This is a genomic window from Lacticaseibacillus hulanensis (assembly GCF_004010095.1).
Taxonomy (GTDB): Bacteria; Bacillota; Bacilli; order Lactobacillales; family Lactobacillaceae; genus Lacticaseibacillus; species Lacticaseibacillus hulanensis.
This window is the reverse complement of sequence record NZ_RRYD01000007.1, coordinates 76,982-94,285: the sequence shown is the minus strand read 5'-3', so window position 1 is coordinate 94,285 and position 17,304 is coordinate 76,982. Positions and strand designations below refer to the sequence as shown.

The window sequence follows — 17,304 nt, the reverse complement described above, 5'->3', positions numbered from 1 at the left end:
ATAACTTTATGTGAAAAGTTTGCCCAGATTGTACCCTTCTTGCTCATCACCGTTACGAATTTGTTCTCAGCTAACGGTGTGCCTTGCTCTCCATCTGCCGTCTTGATATAACCTGAGTTAATATAGCCCTTCCACTTACCGTTATTATCATAAAGAGAATAGTAAACAGCACCACTTAAATGATTATATTTAACCTTAACCTGAAAGGTTTTTTGGTAATATGCCGACATGTTCGCCATAACTTTATGTGAAAAGTTTGCCCAGATTGTACCCTTCTTGCTCATCACCGTTACGAATTTGTTCTCAGCTAACGGAGTGCCCTGCTCTCCATCTGCCGTTGTAGTATAGCAAGAATTAATATACCCCTTCCACTTACCACTATTATCATAAAGAGAATAGTAAACAGCGCCACTAAAGTGATTGTACTTAACTTTGACTTGAAATGTTTTTTCATAATACGACGCCACGCTGGTCATCTTTGTATGATTAAATCCAGCCCATACCGTCCCCGACTTGCTATTAACCGTTACATATTTATTTTCAGCGAGTGGTACACCTTGTTGGCCGCCTGCTACCTTAGTAAAACCGGCGTTAACATACCCCTGAAATTTACCAGCGTTATCGTACAATGAGTAGTACGTTGCGCCGTTTTGATTATGAAAATACTTTTTAGCCAATAATGTCCTGTTGAACAGATTTGAAAGATTAGTCTGCTTATTCCAATTAAAATCAGAATACGTACTGCCCAATCGACGGGTAACGGTGACATATTTATTGAAAATGTGCGCTTTATCGTAATCTGTATCTGTTAGTAATCCATTGTAGTCATGAGAAACATCAATATAATTGGATCCCGAACCAGGCATTAAAGCCGTACATGAGAACTGCCATGCACCATACCCCGTATGTTGCAAATCTGAGGAAGAAGGGTTAATGGGATAACTTGCAATCCATGTATTTTTCGCACCAACCGCATTAATCATCTTGGTACTATACTTATACTTAGCTCCAGTGTACAGTCCATTCACTGTATACCCTAAAGAATTCAACGTGGAATAGTACTGGTTCATATTACTTACAACATTACTCCGATTGATTGCGTCAGGTGATTCCATGTCCGCAAAGACACGGGTACTCTTCGGTAACCCGAGACTATCCATGACGTTTGCAGTATATGTAGCCTCAGCCTTGGCTGAACTGGCGTTATTAAAGTGGGCAAAATGATAGACTGAAACCATCATGCCCGCCTTTTTAGCCATGCTAATTTGGCTAGCAGCATATGGATTCTTATACGAAGTTGATTCAGTTACTTTTACAACAACCGCCTTCACACCTAACTTAGCTAAAGTGTCAAAATCAGCCTGTGTCATCCAAGACTGGTACCTAGCAACATCAATTGCTGACACTTCAGGAATTGATGTTGCTCCAATAGTAATAGTTTTTGCTGTAGCATCGACCATCACTATTTTTTGTACTCGTCCCGTTTTTTTAAAATCCAACAAGGCCACCTTTTTGGCGTTAGAAAGCCAAGAGGCAAACTCGGATTGTGTTAAACCTGCGGGAGAAAAAATGGTATCCACCTTACTATTCGAATCAAGCGGTGTCGTTTTGATTGTCTGAGTGGTCAACTGTATATCACTTGCAACATAAGCAATGCTAGACTCCGGTTCTAGATCACTATGGCTGTTTAGTACTGTAGCCTGGTTGCTTGTTACCGTTGTTGGATTTGAATTTGACGAAACTACATGAACGGTACCATCTGCCGCTTTGACCGGTCCGCCGTTAAACACGCATGTTAAAGCCGCTATTGATATAATGGCCAGCACACTGCCCAACCCAAGCTTTTTTTTCATTGTGTTGTTAATTAATCTTGATTTCATCTTCCCATTTCCTCCAGCAAAAGGTAATTATTTGTTGAAAATGAACAACTTACTGAACACATAGTTGGCAACAACTACTACAATTTGTGTGAATAGCTTAGCCAAAAAATCACCTACACCCATAGCCTCGATCAACAAAAGCATGCAACCCATATCAATGAAATATGAAAGCAATCGATAAAAAACGAACTTACCAAATTCCAAAATTCCATCTATGAAGCCCTCAGTGTGCGAATGGAATACCCAAATTTTGTTGGTCACAAATGCAAATAGAACAGACATAATCCACGAAAAAGTATTCGAAATCGCCATGCCCTGTCCAAGTACGTCTTTTGCCAAAAAATATGAGGCAAAATTAACGACTGTAGCTAATCCACCAAAAAAAACATACCAAAAAATTTCCATTAGGCGTTTATTTTTAAGTACTTTATTAATCACACTACGTCTCCATAATTTTCGCGGCGTTTACTCAATTAATTCAGCAAATACCTTTTTAGCATTCTCGTTGTATGTGTCAACACTAAAATTAGATACTTGAACTTGATTGTTGGCGTATGCCATCATTCCGTCAAGTACACCCTGTTCGCTATCATCAACAATTGTTGCATCTGTTCCATCCAGCACAGAGCGGTTACCCGGAATGTCAGTTGCAACAATCGGCTTACCCAATGCTAGACATTCAAGCAAGGTCATCGGCTGACCTTCATGCGTTGACGAAAACACAAAACAATCTGCAGCATCAAGTAGTTCCATTGCATGTGGCGTCTGACCGACAAATACGACAGAATCATCTAAGCCAAATGAAAGTGCAAGTGACTTCAAATTCTGCTCATCCAAGCCGGAACCAACGATGTACAGTTTGTGGTTACCTTCAACCTGCCTAATGAACCTAGCAAATGCACGAATCAAGCGATCCTGTGCCTTTTCTGGAGACAAACGGCCGATATTGATGAAGTTAATCCCATTTTTGGACATTGCAGATACGCCATTAATATCAAGACGACCAAAGTCTGGCTTATCCGTATCAACCAAATACTGGTTACCGAACAATTCTACTTGCTTGAGCTTGGCATGCTTGCGGTGGGCAAATAGCGCATCCTTGTTCAAAAGGTTCGGTACAAATTTAAATTGATCAGCATCGGTGTATTGCTTCAAATTTTGCTTGTTCAATTGAAGTGTTGAATTACCAACGCAAGCAATATTTGTGAAGTAACGATACAGACTGAAGATGGTAGACAACGTCTTTTCATGGACAGCTTTACCTTGTACAACTTTTTCAATTTCAGCCTTCATGTCATTGTGCTGGAAGATGACTTTTTTGCGTGCATCAGAGAATGCCATCAAATATGACCAGAATGGTGAATAACCACTGAACTCAATACCGACATCTATCTGCGTGTCACCAAGAAGTCGCCGCCATTCACGCTTTACAAATACTCGGTGCTTGTTGACATTCTGAACTATTGAATGGGTAAACAGACGGTGATAAGTAATCCATTCGCCATACGTTAGGTCCATCCCACCACCACGGTAAATAATGTGTGCACGCTTATCAATCCGCCGAGCGTTGAACGTGAAATCATCGTTAGCGACATTCTTATCTGCAATAATTAGGTTGTACTTCGAGTAATCGAAGCTGTGAGATAGGTTTACAATTGACGAAGTAATTCCATTGTTCAATAACGCCCCACTATAAAGCACAACGTTTGGCTTCCCATTATTGAATGATTCTTCCTTAATGGCATCAGACTGTTGGCCATTAAATAGACGGTCAATAACCCTTTTTGATACGTGTCCATCATCGTGGCTAACAAACTTCTGTACGAAGTCGTCGATGATTTCCTTATGATTTGGAATAATTTGGTCAAAATTCATAATTTGGTTAGCAACTTCAGATTCAGTAGTACAAATACTACCTGGAAGTTTGGAGAAGTCAAAATAAACCCCACGGTTCTGGAGATACTCTTCCTTATCGTACATGTAGAAAATAATCGGCTTGTTCGTTACCAAGTAGTCAAAGAAGATACTGCTGTAATCGGTAATTAAAACATCCACTTTTCCCAGAAGTTCACAAGCATCCACCCATGTTGGTACAATCTTCACAGCATCACTTCCGAAATCAGTCATGTACTGTGCCATCTGTGGATGAACCTTGATTAAAATCTGATACTTGGTAGCGTCAATTTGATTGGCGATACCCTTAATCTTGTCGATAAAATCAGACACCGTATCATTGACCGAGTTATTCTCCCCACGCCACGTTGGCGCATAAAGAATTGTCTTCTTGCTTGCGTCAATATTGAGTACACTAAGGGCCTTATCTCGAACGATCATATCAAAGCCGCCAAAAATCTGGTCAATTCGTGGGTAACCAGATTCAAGCACCTTGCCTCGATAGATACCATCAATATCGTACGAGTATACTAATTTATCGGTGGTGAAAGAGTTTTGCGACAACAAGTAGTCAGTCTGGAAGAAATTACGTTGAACATTGTAGTTCTGCGTGATTTCACCAGCCATTTCTTTACCCAAGGTTTTGAGTGGCGTCCCATGCCATGTGTTCAGGTAAACCTGGTTTTCTTTTTTAATGAAGTAATTGGGCAATGTGACATTGCAGATGATGTATTTACTTGAAGAAAGGTAACGGTAGTAGTCGTCTGTGTGTGGCTTAACAAATTTCACGTTAGAGAACTTAGAGTAGTAATCGTAATACCCGTTGTTTTCAAATTTCTGTAAAGCCCAGACGTACGTATACTTCTTACTTGTATCACGTTCGAAAAGATACTTAAACAAAGCAAGTGGATTATCACTCATATTGGAACCAAAGAATGATTCGAAGAAGAGAACATTGTCCTTCACATCGAACTTGTTGTATGCACGTGTGTAATCCATCCGTCGTGAGAACTGAACGTTCGTTACGTTTCTGATATAACTTGCTGCGACACCCTTAATATCCACAATATTTACCCCTAATCACTACAGTCTATGTACAACACAACACGCCGTGCAACTCGGCGTGTCGTATAAGCTCTAAATGTAATCAATGAAACGGCTACGGAACTTCAGATGAATGTGACTACCAAGTATCCATAGCAATGCCACAATCGTCCAGAAAATCACCATTGCCTTAACGTCGTGGAAGAACCACGCTCGTCCCAGAAAGGCATCACGCATACCGTCAATGATGTAGTAAAACGGATTAATTTCAATAATCCGAATGATGATTGGGTGTACCTTAACTGTATCATTAATCTCAAAGTTAAAGATAGTACCACTGACCCAGAACATCAACTGCATGGCACTGTTCAGCAATGTGTGGAAGTCACGTACAATGACAGTAATCGTTGACGTTACGAGCCCCATTGCATACAGAAACGCAATCATACAGATGAAGTAATAGAAGAATTCCAACCAATATAGTGATGGACGTACATGGTAGGCAAACATGATGATGACGCTAATACCCAGCATCCACCAATAGTTAATTAGCTGGTTAGCCAGAGTCATGCTTGGAATTGTTGATACAGGGAACTGCATCTTGCTAACCATCTGCACCCGGTTAACCATGCTCTTACTGGCACCCAGAATTTCTGAACGCATAAACTGCCATGCGATGAATCCGGGAAGCAACCACACAATGTACTTGTACCCATCCATTAATCGGTTAGCATACATGATTGTTCCGAAGACGAACCAATAAATACTAATATTAATTAATGGATCCAGAATCTGCCAAACCATCCCTAAAATGTGCGCTTGGAACGTTGATTTTTCATCGTACTTGGCAAGTCGATTAATAATCCCAAGGTTTTTAAACTGTTCTAGTAATACTAGCCATGCTTCCTTCATCAGTCGAGTACATGCCTTTCTTTTCTTTTACGCGTAACAATGCCAAACGTCATCAAGAAAACAAGGATAACGACTAGCAAGATAAACCAGTGAAATGCAAACACTGAGAATGGATGTAAAATCGCGGTTCGTAATGGAACAGCCTTCAAATCCGCGCCAATCGTGAATGCCAAGATTATGGTTAACAAACTCAGTACAGCCTTTGTGAACCACGTGAACGGCTGATCATAAAGTTTCTTCTGGAAAAGCTCTTCTGGTTCTCCAGGATTTTCTTCACGTAATTCATCGAGACTGAAGTCACGTCCAGATTCATGAGTGATTTTTGCACGTTCCGCCTTAGACTTCTTGTTGTAAGTCAGCTGGAATTCTTCAAATTTAGGCAGAACGTCATCGGCGTCGCCTTCCATAACTACACGGCCGTGGTCAATCCAAATAACTTTATCGCAAAGTTCTTTAACTTGACTGATGCTGTGACTAACAAACAGAATAGTTTTGCCCTGTTCCTTAAACGCCTTCATCCGGGCAACACCCTTTTGGAAGAACGGCGCATCACCAACACTAAGCGCTTCGTCAATAATCAAAATGTCTGGGTCCTGATGTACCAGAACACTAAAGCCAAGACGGCTCTTCATCCCACTAGAATAGGTCTTAACTGGCTGATCAATTTTCTTAATGACTTGGTCACCGGAAAAATTGATGATATCCTCCATCTTCGCATCAATGTCCGCGTTGGACATACCCAACATTTCACACTTCATCACGATGTTCTCACGACCAGTCAGGTTACCATTAAGCCCCGCGCCGACTGAGATGATGTTGGTATTCCCGTTAACTTCAAGCTCACCCGAAGTTGGTGGAATGATCTGAGACACAATGTTCAGCAGTGTTGATTTACCACCACCATTGAGTCCAACAATCCCGACACTATCGCCTTCATACACATCAAAACTGACGCCCTTCAGCGCCCAAAACTGTTTTATATTCGTGTTGCCAAATGGAATTAGAGTTTTGAGCATATCGCTCTTAGTTTTCATCATGTCGTACTCTTTAGTCAAAAAGCGAGCACGAATTTTGAGCTTCTTTTCCAAGGTTGTTGTAGCTCCTTCCGTTGCCAAAAACATAGGCCTTCTGTATTATACCTATTTTCGAAATCAAAGTCTTTTCAGGACATGCTTTTTAACGTAAGCGCAAAGTTAAGGAATTCTAAATGAACAATTCGTCGAACTCCGTCTTGGATTTTTCATCCCATTTCTGAAAATCAAAGTCGGTCTTAGCGTAACCATTACGCATGTACTCTAACCAGCCTGTGGTAATACCCTTCTGACTATTGGGCACAACCTTTGCGTTACCTTCATCAAGCATGGCCACTGTTTCCGGAATATTGACCGTGATGACATCAGTACCTACCGCGAGAGCTTCAAAGACAACCAGACCTAAGCCTTCATATAACGAAGTAAACACAAATGCGTCTGTCTGGGCGAGTAATGCGTACGGGTTTGGCATCCCACCAATCAAACAGATGCTGTCTGCACAACCAGACTGCGCAATTGCATCAACAATTTGCTTCTGCTTATCGCCGTACGAACCGACAATTACTAAACGGGTATCTGGATACTGTTCATGAACTGGAATGAATCCAGCAATCAGTCGGTCTTGGCTCTTCTGTGCGGCTAAGCGACCAATATTGATAAATATCTTTAATTTAGGATTGCCGAGGTCATTTATTAGTTGCTGCTTAACTCGACCAAGCTCGCCAGCTTCAATCTCTTCACCGTTGTTATTAACAATTGGTACATCAATGAGTGTGTCAGCCACCGGAACTTCAGACTTCTGCCGTACTTGTTTACTACCAATAAAGTTGTCCACAACTTTAGCTGAATCAGCAATCTCAGGGAAAGTCTTCAGGAACGTGTCTTTCTGGGCTGTGCTAACGAAAACCACGTTATCAGCATAATGGTACGCGCGAGTCAGAATTCGCCAGTTCAACTTGCTGGCTTTCTTCGCATGTTCAACCACCATATCGTTATGCATATAAATCGAAGTTTTAACATCTTTATCGCGAATTGCACAAATCATCTCAGCAAAGGCTCGCTCATAACCCGTGTAGTGAATCAGTGAACTAGGCTTCAATGCCCCAAATAATCGTTCAAACTCACGGGCATAAGAGGCATCCGCAGTTCGTTCAAACATTGCACCAATTTTTTCGAACTTGCGGTAAAGCACCCCCGCAACTCTTTCGAACAAATTATTGGCGGTTAATGCTGCAGAGGTGTAGAACTGAACTCCTGCGGGCAATGCTAATAGCCGTTCCTTGGTGATTTCGTCCACCATGTTGCGCTTCACGTAAACGACATAGTTGCGCTTCGTGACATCAACAGTATCCAACGTGTTAATCAGAGCACTGGTAATCCCATTCATCACCATTTTACCGGTCATGATAACAACAGTTTCTTTGCCATTATATGGAATGTACTCATCAATTTGAACGTCACCAAAGTCCTTGGTACTCTCGATTGCATACTGGGTGACTTGCTGGCTCCCGTTAATGTTGTCCGCACCAATAAAACGACTGCTGAATTCAGCACCATAGGTTGCATCGCGTGAACCATTTTCAATCCAATCGCCAAGTCCCTCCAGCGAATGGAACTTAGGAAATGGATAGTCGTCGATATCTTCGTAACAGCCGCGCTCTGCGTAGTATTCATCCTTATCGTAGACGTACAAAACTACTGGCTTACCAGTGTTCATGTAATCGTACATGATTGATGAATAATCAGTAATCAAACCATCTGTTCCTGTCAGAAATTCATAACTTTCCACGTCATCAGGAAATTGCTGAATATGCTTGTAAGGTGTAAAGTCTATCTGCTCCAACTTTGCTTGAAATGGGTGAAGCTTGACGTAAAGAATCTGGTTATCATTCAGCCGTTTATCCATCGACTGTAGCTGGTGCGTGATTTCGCCAGACTTATTATCAACTGCAGACACACCACCGCGCCAAGTTGGCATGTATACTAAGGCTTCTCGATCACCGATGCCGTATCGCTGCCGAACATGCATGCGCACATCTTGATTATGCAACACACTGTTACGTGGACTTGGTGCAACGACAACCTTCCCCCGCATCACACCTTCAAGATTAAATGACTGAATCATCGCCTGCCGTGTGTAGTCGTTCGTAACAATCAGCTTGTCCGCGGTGTAGAAGTTCTTCTGTACATTTCCCATGTTACGGACATCGCCGTCGTCCTTGCCCAAACACTTAAGCGGAGTGCCATGCCAGATGTTCACGTAATGTTGAAACGGCTGCTTGATGAAGAAACCATAAAACGATGTATCATTAAACAAATATTCGGCGGAGGCCAGAAGAATGCAGTATTCTTTACCAAGATATGGAATCACGTGTACATCAGATAAACCCATCTGTTCCAATTGTGACTCTGTACTTTTAATTCGTTCTGGGCGCATTGCGAGGTTAATCTTCAGATTTGGGTACTGTGTGTGCATATCGCGAGTTAAATAGTACATGTGACCGTAAAAGGCATCACCGTGTGTAGATTCAATTAACACCGTGTCCTTACGTACTGTATGCTTAACATATTCATCGCGATAACACGAAACGTAGTGTATTTGCGGAACTTTACGTGCTAATTGCAGTACGCGCTTAACCTTACTTAACATCTCTGGCTATCCTCCACCAAAACATTCTATATAACAACAATGGCTACACCCTCTCTCGAGTTCGTAGCCACCGTCATGTATTATCCATACTGAATTAGAACTTAAGATCCTTCTTGATTTTCGTTGTCGAAATTTCAGGAGTACGTGGCAAGTAGATTACGTCGGCATCAGTTTCATCAGCTACAAAGTCAAACTGACCCTTCCAGTCGTCACCCATTACAAACGTGTCAATTTGATACAACTTGATGTCGTTCACTTTTTGGTCCCATGCTTTTTCGGGGATAACCAAATCAACGTAACGAATTGCTTCAAGCAATGCCTTACGTTTTTCGTATGGGAAGTAGGCCTTCTTCTGCTTGCTCTCCCAGTTGAACTCGTCTGTGGAAAGTGCAACCACTAGGTAGTCGCCAAGTGCCTTTGCACGCTTGAGTAATTCAATGTGACCGTAGTGCAACAGGTCAAATGTTCCGTAAGTAATTACACGCTTCATAAATTAAATATCCTCCTGATTGTCACTCATAAACTTGATATTGAGCAACTCGATATACCTTGATATTATATCACGCCAGCAACTGATAACCTAACATAGCAAATTAGTTTGCCTGCTGCGTCGAATTGCTAGTACTAACAAGTCATTTACGTTTCTTCCCGCGTAGAGCACTAACGATATTAATTCCCAGCTGACGAAATCCTGACTGACTGAGTAAAGCACCAACAAGTGGTATTCTCTTCGCTGCATAATAAGCATGTCGTAAGTAGTACATTTTATCCAATTGCATTCCTTTACGAACAGTGCGCAGTGTGTTCCTTAAAGAAACGTTATCGCTCTGCTCACGACTGGCCAAATCATCTCCAGACGTATTTGCTTCGAATTGCTCAACGTAGTTATTTTTTAATTGGCGAATTAAATTTAAATTGAACAGATAATCCGACTCATTATGCTGCTTTTTAACGAATTGAAGAACAGTCTCAGCATCGTCCTTCACATTCTTCACAATCCATACGCAATCTTTGAACCGTCCAAAGTTCTCTTTCAGCACTCCATCATCCCCAGGATACAGAATAACTGGATGCCCTGTGCTGAATTCTTCGATGATGGAGTAACCAAATGTTTCCATTCTTGAGGTTGATAGATACGCATGTACACTTGGTGTTTTACCGTTAATGATTATGTTACGATTTAAACTGTACTTTTGAATCAGTTCATGGTAGCTATTACCTTCTGCGCCGCTTCCAGTGATGTATAAACGAAAGTTGTGGTGACCAAGATTGTTAACCAGATAATCCATCAGATTAATCGCATACGTGATGTCCTTAACATCATCAAAACGAGCACGAACAGCAAAATTAACATTCCCGTTCCTTTCAATCAACGATGTCTCGTGCTCGTGTTTACTTACACGGACATGCTTTAAGCTAACTGTTTGCGCAAAAACACGGTGATAATCATAGTGCAGTTCAATTTGAGCTTGAATCGACTTCGTAGCAACGCGAACGAATGACATGTATGGTAAATATTGCTTCATCACTGATTCGTTGACCATCGGTAGCGGTGCGTGAATCTCACCGATAATCTTTGCATTACTTACATGCCGCAGATAGGGAGCTAAGCAGAAGAAATCTTCCCTTGTAATGAAAATATAGTCGGGATTGCCAATCCGATCTAAATGATTGAACTGGAAAAAATCGACGTTCATTGCAGACCGAATCTCTTTTTTTAGATGGCGCACATCACGTTCAGCAAACGGAATGAAGTTGTAAAAGGAAACAGCATACTCAGCCTCAGTAAATTCTTCAATTAAATTGATGTTGCTCTGACTGGTTCCGCCAGTTCCGAAGATGTTAAAGCCGATTAAGGCAATCTGTTTCATAGGGCACCTACCTGCGAATGAATTTGGACAGTTACTACCTTGAGTATATAATATGCTTTTACTAGTGATGTTTCAAAATTGCGTTGCTTAGTGCGACGTAATTTTGATAAATGTTAACTACGCGTTACTATAGTTCATGTCAGTACATCACCATATTTAACTGGTATCAATCTATAATAGCTCAGTCGTGCAGTAACATTATGAATAACGTCAATTGCACAAACATAGTTCGTCAGGCTATTGAGATTGCTTGTAATACCAGTACGTTCAGGGTAAGCTCAGCATGTAAGCATAATAACAATCACAGAGAGGCAGTCACTAATGAAAAGAGTCGCAATCATTATCCCATGCCATAACGAAGAAAAAAACGTACCACTAATATATAGCGAGTTGCAAACCATTTTTGCCGGTCTTCCAAACTACAGCTTAATTGTGTGGTTTATTAATGATGGCTCAGTTGACAGAACACTCATCGAAGTAGAAAATCTGCAATCCAAGTATTCTGATATTCATTACATTGATTTATCTCGCTCATTCGGCAAAGAGGCAGCCATGTATGCCGGCCTAGTAAATGCAGATGCAGACTTGTATGCCGTCATGGATGCAGACCTACAGGATCCGCCTTCAATGTTACCTGAAATGCTAAAGAACATTGAAGACGGTTACGACATGGTTGGTGCCGCCCGAGTTGACCGGAAGGGTGAAACAAAAATCCGTTCATTCTTCTCGAATATGTTCTACAAAATAATCAATAAAATTAGCGAAACACCCATCATCCCAGGTGCTCGTGATTTTCGCATCATGACCAAACAAGTCGTTCAATCGATTCTTTCAATGACTGAGAACACCCGTTTTAGTAAGGGGATTTTCGGATGGGTTGGATTCAACGCGAAATATCTACCATACACTAATGTCGAGCGAAAATATGGTAAAACCAGTTGGAGCTTTAGTAACTTGTTGCACTACTCAATTGACGGCATCGTAGACTTTTCCGATGTACCGCTTGAGTTCGTGTCTTGGGTAGGATTTGCAAGTTTCGTTGGTTCTTTACTTGCCTTAGTATTCATTGTCATCCGTGCCTTAATTTATGGTGATCCAACTTCTGGGTGGCCATCAATGGTTTCCATCTTTCTGATGATTGGCGGTCTCCAGCTACTAGCAATTGGTGTTCTAGGTCGTTACATCGGGCGCATCTTCTTGGAAGTTAAGAATCGGCCGATTTACATTGCCAAAAAAATTAAATAGCGAAACAATATGTTGCAACACAAAGGTAGATTTCCTAATCAAGGTAACCACTCACGACCAACCTAATCCACAACAAAACACCCTCCCCCGAATTCACATTCGGGCAGAGGGTGCTCCATGGTTGCCGGAAAACCACACGCCATTGCGCTTGCCTTCACAGATTAATTTGCTTCTAAATAGATGTTACTTGATGTAAGCGTCCTTGTAGCTCCACTGGGTTCCCGCCGTGTTGTGCACGAGGCCCTTGACGCTAGGCTTTTGCAGCCAGGAGTAAACGCTCTGGTACAGCGGGGTGATTGCCTGGTCGTTTGTGAGCAGCTTGCTTGCGGCAACCATGTCTCCCCAGCGCTTTGCCGGGTCGTTGGCATCCGTGGTGCTAGCCTTAGTCACGAGCTCGTTGTACTGGGCGGAGTTGTACTTGCCCTTGTTGTACGATGAGTCCTTGGTCATTACCTGCAGGAAGGAGATTGGGTCGTTGAAGTCGGCACCCCAGCCAGACAGGGCCAGGTCAAAGTCACCTTCATTTTGCAGATCCTGCGCTGATTTACTTGGCACAATCTTGACGCTAACCTTCAGCCCCGGCATGAGGTTTTCAATCTGGGCCTTCAGGTACTGAACAACTTCCTTGGTGGCTGGATCTGATCCGTTATCCGAACCCGCCAGTAGCGTCATCTTGGCACTCGTTACGCCAGTTGCCTTCTTCGCTGCGGCCCACTTCTTGGCCACCAGCTTCTTGTTGTAGGTGTTGGCGCCCTTCACTTTTTGGTCAACGGAGAAATCCTTGCCGGTCGTCGGGTTCGCCGCTAGGTCAGTGGAAACAAACCCGGTTGGGATAATCGTGTTCACGCCGACCACCTTCTTGGCCAGCGTTTTGCGGTCAAGTGCAGCCGAAACGCCCTGACGGAAGTCCTTGTTGCCGAATAGCTTGGCGAGGTTGCTGTTCTTATCCCGGAAGTTGTAGGCCAGGTAGCTCACGTACGAGTATGCGTAGGTCTTGTAGTCGCTCTGGTTGGCGTAGTTGGCCACCTGCGTCGCGTCCAGCTGGGCCATGTCGAGCTTGCCGGTCTGGTACAAATCAAGGCCGGTGGTGCTGTCACTGACAACTTGGTACTTGATTTTGTCCAGCTTGACCGCCTTTTTGTCCCAGTAGTCATTGTTCTTGGTAAAGGTCCAGGTGTTGGCCGTCCCGTTCCACTTGCTCATCTTGAATGGTCCGGAGTAGACGGTGTACTTGGCGTTCGTGCCGTACTTGGAGCCGTACTTGTCGACGACCTTCTGATTCTGCGGGCCAAACAGTGGGTAAGCCATCAGCACCTTGAAGTAGGCGATTGGCTGGTCCAGGCTGACCACAACGGTGTGCTTATCGGTTGCCTTGATGCCCAGCGTGGATGGAGACTTTTTGCCGTTCACGATGTCTGTGGCATTCTTAATCCCCGCAAACAGGTACGCGTACGGTGAAGCGGTCTTAGGCGTTACCGTGCGCTGCCAGGAATAGACGAAATCCTGGGCGGTAATCGGGTCGCCGTTGCTCCACTTCGCATCATCGCGAATCGTAAACGTGTAGGTCTTCCCGTCCGCACTGACATCAGTCTTGCTGGCGAGGCCAGGTTCTGCTTTCCCGTTCTTGCCGAGGCGGAAGAAGCTTTCGAAAATATTCCCAGTCTGGCCGTAACCCGTGGATTTGGAAATATCAATCGTATCTAGCTGCGCCGCTGCCGGTAAATTCAGTTCCTGCTTGTTTGCACCCTTATCGCTGCTCTTGTTACTACCGCAAGCTGCCAGCACCACCGCACTAAGTAACGTGACGGTCCCGAGGCCAGCCAGCTTAAACCATTTATTCTTAGACATGTTGTTCTCCCCTTGGCTTCCGCGTCCTGCCCGAATCCAGATGACGCGGCGTCGTATGTTCAATCAATGCACTTTTTGTTAGTGCCTTACTTACTTTTTATGATGCCATACGAAAACAGGATAATCAACCGCAGAATTGTATGGCTTGCCACGGGCTGATTGTTTACTTTCGGGCAATCTGCCTTGATGCACAAAAATGGGGCAGGCTCATTGCGCGCCGCAATCAACCTGCCCCTTATAGCTATACCTGCCTGATGGTGTCGACGATTAAGTTCCCCGCCTCATCCCGGTGCATTTCCCACACCTCGGTGAAGCGCTGAATCTCGGCGTCGTCCCTTAACTTGGCGTTGTAGCGCTCGTCTTTGTCGGTGTACTCAAAGAAATCCCGCATCTGGGCGGTGACCGCCACGTGCACGCGGCTTGGATCGCCGGTCAGCTCCTCTTCCATGTTCACAACGGCGACATCCGTCAGCCGGTTGTACGAATTTTTGCGGGCGTAACTGTTGAGCAAAATCCGCTGCTGGCGCATGTACCCCGGGTCAAACACGCGGGCCAAATCGTCCTGGTCGTTGCGGGACCAATCGTCTTCCACGCGCAGAAAAAGCTTGCTGAACTCGTCGGCTAATTCTGCCGTCATTGGCACCGTGTCGTGCGGCTGTGCCCGTTCAACCCGTTTTTTCTGGAGCCAGTTGTACAGCGCCGCAATCAAGGCCACCGCAATGATGATTAGCCAAATAATGCTGGTGCGCCGGCCGAAAAATGGAAAGAAGAAAAAGTGACGGCCGCCGTAAAAGCGTGTGCCCCCGCCGCCAAAGGTATGCGTGCCGATGTGGCCGCCCCCAAAGCCGCCAATATGGCTCCCGCCGGCCCGCGCCGACACGGCAAACGTTGGCAGCATCATTACCGCAATCATGGCCGCAATGACGGTGAATCTAATTTTATTTCGCATCCTGCACTCGTCTCCGTCTATCGTTAATTACCCGAATTTTAGCACAAACGGGCCGCAACGCCTATCCGTCCCGCGCCCGTGCTATCATAAACGTGTTGATTGTCGCACGCGCATCAGGAGGCTTGATTGTGAAATTCGTCATCGCACCAGATTCTTTCAAGGGTAGTTTAACCGCCAAGGAGGCCGCAAACTGCATCCACCGCGGCCTGCGCCGCATCTTCCCGGACGCCGACTACGCACTCGTCCCCATGGCTGACGGCGGCGAGGGCACCACAGCGTCACTGGTTGATGCCACAAACGGCAAGCTGTTTACCGCTGTGGTCACCGGTCCCCTCGGTGATTCAGTCCAGGCGACGTACGGCATATTGGGCGACGGCAAAACCGCGGTGATTGAAATGTCGGCGGCAAGTGGCATCACGCTCGTTCCTGCCGCGGCGCTGAACCCGCTACTTGCCACCACGTACGGTACCGGACAATTAATCCTGGCTGCCCTCAACCAGGGCGCCCGTAAAATCATTCTCGGCATTGGCGGCAGCGCCACGAGCGACGGAGGTGCCGGCATGGCCCAGGCCCTCGGCGTCTCGCTTCAGGACGCTGCCGGCAAGGAACTAGCCCCCGGTGCCGGGGCTTTGGCCCAGCTGGCCACCATTGACGTCGCCGGCCTGGACCCACGCCTTGCAGACACCGAAATCCTCATCGCATCCGACGTGACCAATCCCCTCGTTGGCGCCAAGGGAGCCGCCGCCGTCTTCGGCCCGCAAAAGGGTGCCACCCCCGCGATGGTCAAGACGCTGGACGCAAACCTGCGCCACTACGCAACCATCATCAAGCAGACCACCGGCAAGGACGTTGCCCAAGTACCTGGCAGCGGCGCGGCGGGTGGCCTGGGCGCCGGTTTGCTCGCGTTCACGAATGCCCGCATGCGCCGGGGCGTTGACCTCGTGGTTGAATATACGCACCTGCGCGACCAGGCGCAAAACGCCGACTTCGTGTTCACCGGTGAGGGCGGCATCGATTTTCAGACCCAATACGGCAAAACGCCATTCGGGGTCGCCCGCGCAACCAAAAGCGTCGCCCCGAAAGCGCCGGTCATTGTCCTCGCCGGCAACATCGGGCGTGGCGTCGACGTGCTGTACCAAGCGGATACAATCGATGCCATTTTCGCCACACCAGCCGGCGCCAAAACGCTGGCTCAGGCAATCAAGGATGCACCGGCCGACATCGCGCAATTGGCCGAAAACATTGCGCGCCTGATTAAGGCGACGCGCAAATAACCCTGATCCACGTTAGAACGGCACACAAAACGGGCCCCGTCATTGCTTTTACGCTGACGGGGCCCGTTTTATGCTTAATAATTGATGTTTACTTAATTACCTTGAAGCGGTCAACCTTGTCCATGTATTCCTTGCTGCCAGCAGGGGCTTCGATGGAACCAAATGGCATCTGGCCACGCAGGCGCCAGTTTGCAGGAATGTTGAAGGCATCCTTCACGAGGTCATCGATGATTGGGTTGTAGTGCTGCAGGTTGGCGCCAATACCGTTATCGGCCAGGGAAACCCAGGCGTTCAGTGTTGCGGAGCCCTGAGCCTGTTCGGACCAGTCGTAGAAGTTGTCAGCATAAAGTGGGAAGTCCTTTTCGAGCTTCTTTACAACATCCGTGTCGGTGTAGTAGAGGATAGTTGCGTATGCGGCCTTGAAGCTGGCAATCTTGGCCTTGGTCTTCTCGTATGCGGCTTCGGTTGGCACTTCGCTCTTCAGACGGTCAACCACAATGTCCCAAAGCTTGTCGTGGTTTTCACCAAACAAGAATACGGCGCGCGTGGTCTGGGAGTTGAAGGCACTTGGGCTCTCCTGGATTGCGTTCTCCACGAGGTCCACGATCTCGTCATCGCTGGCCGTCACGTTCTTGCCGAGGTTGTAAATGCTGCGGCGCTTCTTGAGTAGGCTCAAAAGTTCGGTGTTCATTATAGCTGTTCCTCCT

General features: G+C 45.5%; 13 protein-coding genes. 2 read left to right on the top strand and 11 right to left on the bottom strand.

Annotated elements, in window-relative coordinates; all coding sequences use genetic code 11:
* From EKN00_RS02970 to EKN00_RS02935, 8 genes are all read right to left on the bottom strand, one after another.
* A partial coding sequence (locus tag EKN00_RS02970) for a GH25 family lysozyme (RefSeq protein WP_127848662.1) occupies positions 1–1,880 on the bottom strand: 1,880 nt, incomplete at its 3' end.
* 27 nt (positions 1,881–1,907) lie between these two features.
* Complete coding sequence (locus EKN00_RS02965) at positions 1,908–2,285, bottom strand: GtrA family protein (RefSeq protein WP_127848666.1); 378 nt, start codon at positions 2,283–2,285, stop codon at positions 1,908–1,910.
* 60 nt (positions 2,286–2,345) lie between these two features.
* Positions 2,346–4,838 (bottom strand): glycosyltransferase, encoded by a 2,493-nt coding sequence (locus EKN00_RS02960; protein WP_127848661.1) that lies wholly within the window; start codon positions 4,836–4,838, stop codon positions 2,346–2,348.
* A gap of 72 nt (positions 4,839–4,910) precedes the next feature.
* A complete protein-coding gene (locus EKN00_RS02955; RefSeq protein WP_127848660.1) occupies positions 4,911–5,729 on the bottom strand; it encodes an ABC transporter permease in 819 nt (272 codons plus the stop codon).
* The gene (locus EKN00_RS02950) at positions 5,729–6,817 is read right to left on the bottom strand and encodes an ABC transporter ATP-binding protein (RefSeq protein WP_164848000.1); all 1,089 of its coding nucleotides are present in this window, start codon (positions 6,815–6,817) and stop codon (positions 5,729–5,731) included. The genes EKN00_RS02955 and EKN00_RS02950 overlap by 1 nt, the downstream gene beginning before the upstream one ends.
* A gap of 115 nt (positions 6,818–6,932) precedes the next feature.
* Positions 6,933–9,410: a CDP-glycerol glycerophosphotransferase family protein gene (locus EKN00_RS02945; RefSeq protein WP_127848658.1), complete on the bottom strand. Its 2,478-nt coding sequence runs from the start codon at positions 9,408–9,410 to the stop codon at positions 6,933–6,935.
* A 94-nt stretch (positions 9,411–9,504) separates the two neighbouring features.
* Positions 9,505–9,900 (bottom strand): glycerol-3-phosphate cytidylyltransferase, encoded by a 396-nt coding sequence (tagD, locus tag EKN00_RS02940; RefSeq protein WP_127848657.1) that lies wholly within the window; start codon positions 9,898–9,900, stop codon positions 9,505–9,507.
* 142 nt (positions 9,901–10,042) lie between these two features.
* Positions 10,043–11,281: a glycosyltransferase gene (locus EKN00_RS02935; RefSeq protein WP_127848656.1), complete on the bottom strand. Its 1,239-nt coding sequence runs from the start codon at positions 11,279–11,281 to the stop codon at positions 10,043–10,045.
* Positions 11,282–11,602: 321 nt separating this feature from the next.
* On the opposite strand from EKN00_RS02935, the gene EKN00_RS02930 reads away from it, so the two are divergent.
* Positions 11,603–12,526, top strand: coding sequence for a glycosyltransferase family 2 protein (locus tag EKN00_RS02930; protein WP_127848655.1), 924 nt, complete (start codon positions 11,603–11,605; stop codon positions 12,524–12,526).
* 183 nt (positions 12,527–12,709) lie between these two features.
* Here EKN00_RS02930 and EKN00_RS02925 read toward each other — a convergent pair whose 3' ends face one another.
* Both EKN00_RS02925 and EKN00_RS02920 read right to left on the bottom strand, forming a co-directional pair.
* On the bottom strand, positions 12,710–14,374 hold the full coding sequence (locus EKN00_RS02925; RefSeq protein WP_127848654.1) for a peptide ABC transporter substrate-binding protein: 1,665 nt from the start codon (positions 14,372–14,374) through the stop codon (positions 12,710–12,712).
* 241 nt (positions 14,375–14,615) lie between these two features.
* A complete protein-coding gene (locus EKN00_RS02920) occupies positions 14,616–15,323 on the bottom strand; it encodes a hypothetical protein (protein ID WP_127848653.1) in 708 nt (235 codons plus the stop codon).
* Positions 15,324–15,451: 128 nt separating this feature from the next.
* On the opposite strand from EKN00_RS02920, the gene EKN00_RS02915 reads away from it, so the two are divergent.
* Entirely contained in the window at positions 15,452–16,597 is a 1,146-nt protein-coding gene (locus EKN00_RS02915) for a glycerate kinase (protein ID WP_127848652.1), read from the top strand.
* Between the two features lie 88 nt (positions 16,598–16,685).
* Here EKN00_RS02915 and EKN00_RS02910 read toward each other — a convergent pair whose 3' ends face one another.
* Positions 16,686–17,288 (bottom strand): nitroreductase family protein, encoded by a 603-nt coding sequence (locus EKN00_RS02910; RefSeq protein WP_127848651.1) that lies wholly within the window; start codon positions 17,286–17,288, stop codon positions 16,686–16,688.
* Positions 17,289–17,304 lie beyond the last annotated feature (16 nt).